This is a genomic window from uncultured Ralstonia sp. (assembly GCA_913056305.1).
Taxonomy (GTDB): Bacteria; Pseudomonadota; Gammaproteobacteria; order Burkholderiales; family Burkholderiaceae; genus Ralstonia.
Genome location: CAJXMR010000386.1, coordinates 1 through 2,509, shown reverse-complemented (window position 1 = coordinate 2,509; position 2,509 = coordinate 1). Strand labels below are relative to the sequence as shown.

General features: G+C 64.2%; 3 protein-coding genes. 2 read left to right on the top strand and 1 reads right to left on the bottom strand.

Features of this window, described 5'->3' with window-relative positions:
- On the bottom strand, positions 1-703 hold a 703-nt coding region (locus QZ609_RS26375), incomplete at its 3' end, for a GntR family transcriptional regulator (RefSeq protein ID WP_295501431.1).
- A gap of 387 nt (positions 704-1,090) precedes the next feature.
- Here QZ609_RS26375 and uraH point away from each other — a divergent pair.
- On the top strand, positions 1,091-1,444 hold the full coding sequence (gene uraH, locus QZ609_RS26370) for a hydroxyisourate hydrolase (RefSeq protein WP_295501428.1): 354 nt from the start codon (positions 1,091-1,093) through the stop codon (positions 1,442-1,444).
- Positions 1,445-1,463: 19 nt separating this feature from the next.
- On the top strand, positions 1,464-2,509 hold a 1,046-nt coding region (locus QZ609_RS26365; protein WP_295501425.1), incomplete at its 3' end, for a urate hydroxylase PuuD.

The following is a 2,509-nucleotide window of genomic DNA, read 5'->3' as shown; positions in this document are numbered from 1 at the left end:
CGGGCGCTTCGGGGCGCACGCGGTCGGCGCAGCATTGCAAGTGCTGGGCCATGTGGGCCTGGGCGGCGCTGGCGTCGCCGCGCTCCAGCGCGCTGAGGATGTCCAGGTGCTCGTCAAAGGAGCAGGCGTTGTGGCCCGGCGCTTCCACGCTGGCGATCATCAGGGTGGTGCGGGACACCAGGCGGCGCATCATCTCCACGACCAGAGGGTTGCCGGCCTGCTCGGCCAGCGCGACGTGGAATTCAGCCGACAGGCGGATCCAGCGCGGGCGGTCATGCGTGACGAAGGCCTGGCGCTCTTCCTTGACCAGCTCCAGCAGCGGCGCGACTGCAGCCTTCGGGTTGGGGCTGTGGCCGACCTTGTCGAGCACCGCGCGCTCCAGGATCTGGCGCAGCTCGAACATGGCATGGGCTTCGTCGATGGAGGGCGCGGCAATGAAGGCGCCACGATTCGGTTCCAGGTCGACCAGGCCGTCGGCGGCCAGCTGGGAGAACACCTTGCGCACGGTGTGGCGCGCGGTGGCATAGATTTCGCAAAGCGCATGCTCCGTCAGCTTGGTGCGCGGCGGCAGGCGATGCTCCATGATCGCGTCGTAGATCTCGTGGTACATCCGTTCTTCGACCGACATACGCGTCGCTCCTGATGCCTTGGCACCCAACTTCGGCGTTGTTTCCGTGGAGACCAGCTTGAGACTTTTGGACATGGCAGACCCGTTTCAGGACAGTGCGACGCAGCATAAGCAACTGCGAAAATCTGTTGACAATTATTTGGCGTCGCCTTCAATATTGTCAACAAAATGCGTTCAGGAAGCCGACAAACTAGGGAAATCCCTGTCTCATGTCCCCACAGAGATGCGGAGTCGGCCCCAGAACGAGCGACGGCTTTGCCGGTTTGGCATGCCCCCTCCAGTCTGTGTAACAGGCGCGGGTGGCAGGCGTAAACCGGCTGGACGCGCGCCGGGATGCGTGCACAGCACGTACCGAGCGGGCCCCGGCGCCAGCCCTTGTCCTGTATGGGACACAAGGGTTTGGCGCGAGGTGCAAGTGGAGGCAGCGGCGCTTCTGAAAATTCGAACGATAGAGGAAGACAAATGGGACGCTTGACTACCCATGTGCTCGACACCGCTGCAGGCACGCCGGGCCAAAACCTGGCGATCGCTCTGTTCAAGATTGTCGACAATCAGCGGCAACCGATCAAATCGGTCCGCACCAATCACGATGGCCGTTGCGATGCGCCGCTGCTGGAAGGCGAGGCGCTGCAGACCGGTGTCTATGAGCTGGACTTCGCGGTGGGCGAGTACTACCGCGCGGCCGGCGTCAAACTCCCCGAGCCCGCGTTCCTGGACGTGGTGACGCTGCGCTTTGGCGTGGCCGATACCAGCGCGCACTACCACGTGCCGCTGCTGGTGTCGCCGTGGTCGTACTCGACCTATCGCGGCAGCTAATCGAGCAGGGGAGCACATCATGGAAGGCTATATCCTCGACTGGGCCAACTTGCTGTTGCGTTGGCTGCACGTGATCGTCGCGATCGCGTGGATCGGTTCGTCGTTCTACTTCGTCTGGCTCGACAACAGCCTGACCAAGCCGACCGCGCCGGACCTGCAGGACAAGGGCGTCGACGGCGAGCTGTGGGCCGTACACGGCGGCGGGTTCTACAACCCGCAGAAGTACCTGCTGGCGCCGAAGCAGTTGCCGGATCATCTGCACTGGTTCTACTGGGAGTCGTACTCGACCTGGATGTCGGGCTTCGCGCTGCTGACGGTGGTGTACCTGTTCAACGCCAACGTCTACATGATCGACCGCAGCGTGTTCGACATGACGGCGACGACCGCGGTGCTGCTTGCGCTGGCGTTCCTGGCGGTGGGCTGGCTGGTGTACGACACCATCTGCCGCGTGTTCGGCAAGAACGACCGCGTGGTGGGCATCCTGGTGGCGGTCTATGTGGTGATCGCGGCGTTTGCGGCGTGCCACCTGTTCTCGGGCCGCGCGGCATTCCTGCTGATCGGCGCGATGATCGCGACCATCATGAGCGCCAACGTGTTCTTCTGGATCATCCCGGGGCAACGCAAGGTGGTGGCCTCGCTCAAGGCCGGCGAGAAGCCGGACCCGATCCACGGCAAGCGCGGCAAGCAGCGCAGCGTGCACAACACGTACTTCACGCTGCCGGTGCTGTTCGCGATGCTGTCGAACCACTACAGCATGACGTACGCGAACAAGCACAACTGGGTCGTGCTGGTGCTGATCATGCTGGCCGGCGTGCTGATCCGCCAGTTCTTCATCCTGAAGCACAAGGGCGTGGTGAACTGGGCGTATCCGGCAGGTGGCGTGGCTGTGCTGCTGGGCGTGGCCGTATGGCTGGCGCCGGTGCCGCGTCCGGCCGAGCCGGTGGCGCAAGCCGCTACGCCGGCAGTGGCGGCCGCTGAAGGCGCCGCTCCGGCTGCCGCCGGCGGTTCGGACTTCGCCAAAGTACAGGCAGTCGTTACCGCACGGTGCTACCAATGTCACTCGGC

Bases quoted from the DNA above. Each gene is read 5' to 3' on its own strand.
- uraH (WP_295501428.1), top strand. From the start codon at position 1,091: ATGGGACGCTTGACTACCCATGTGCTCGACACCGCTGCAGGCACGCCG.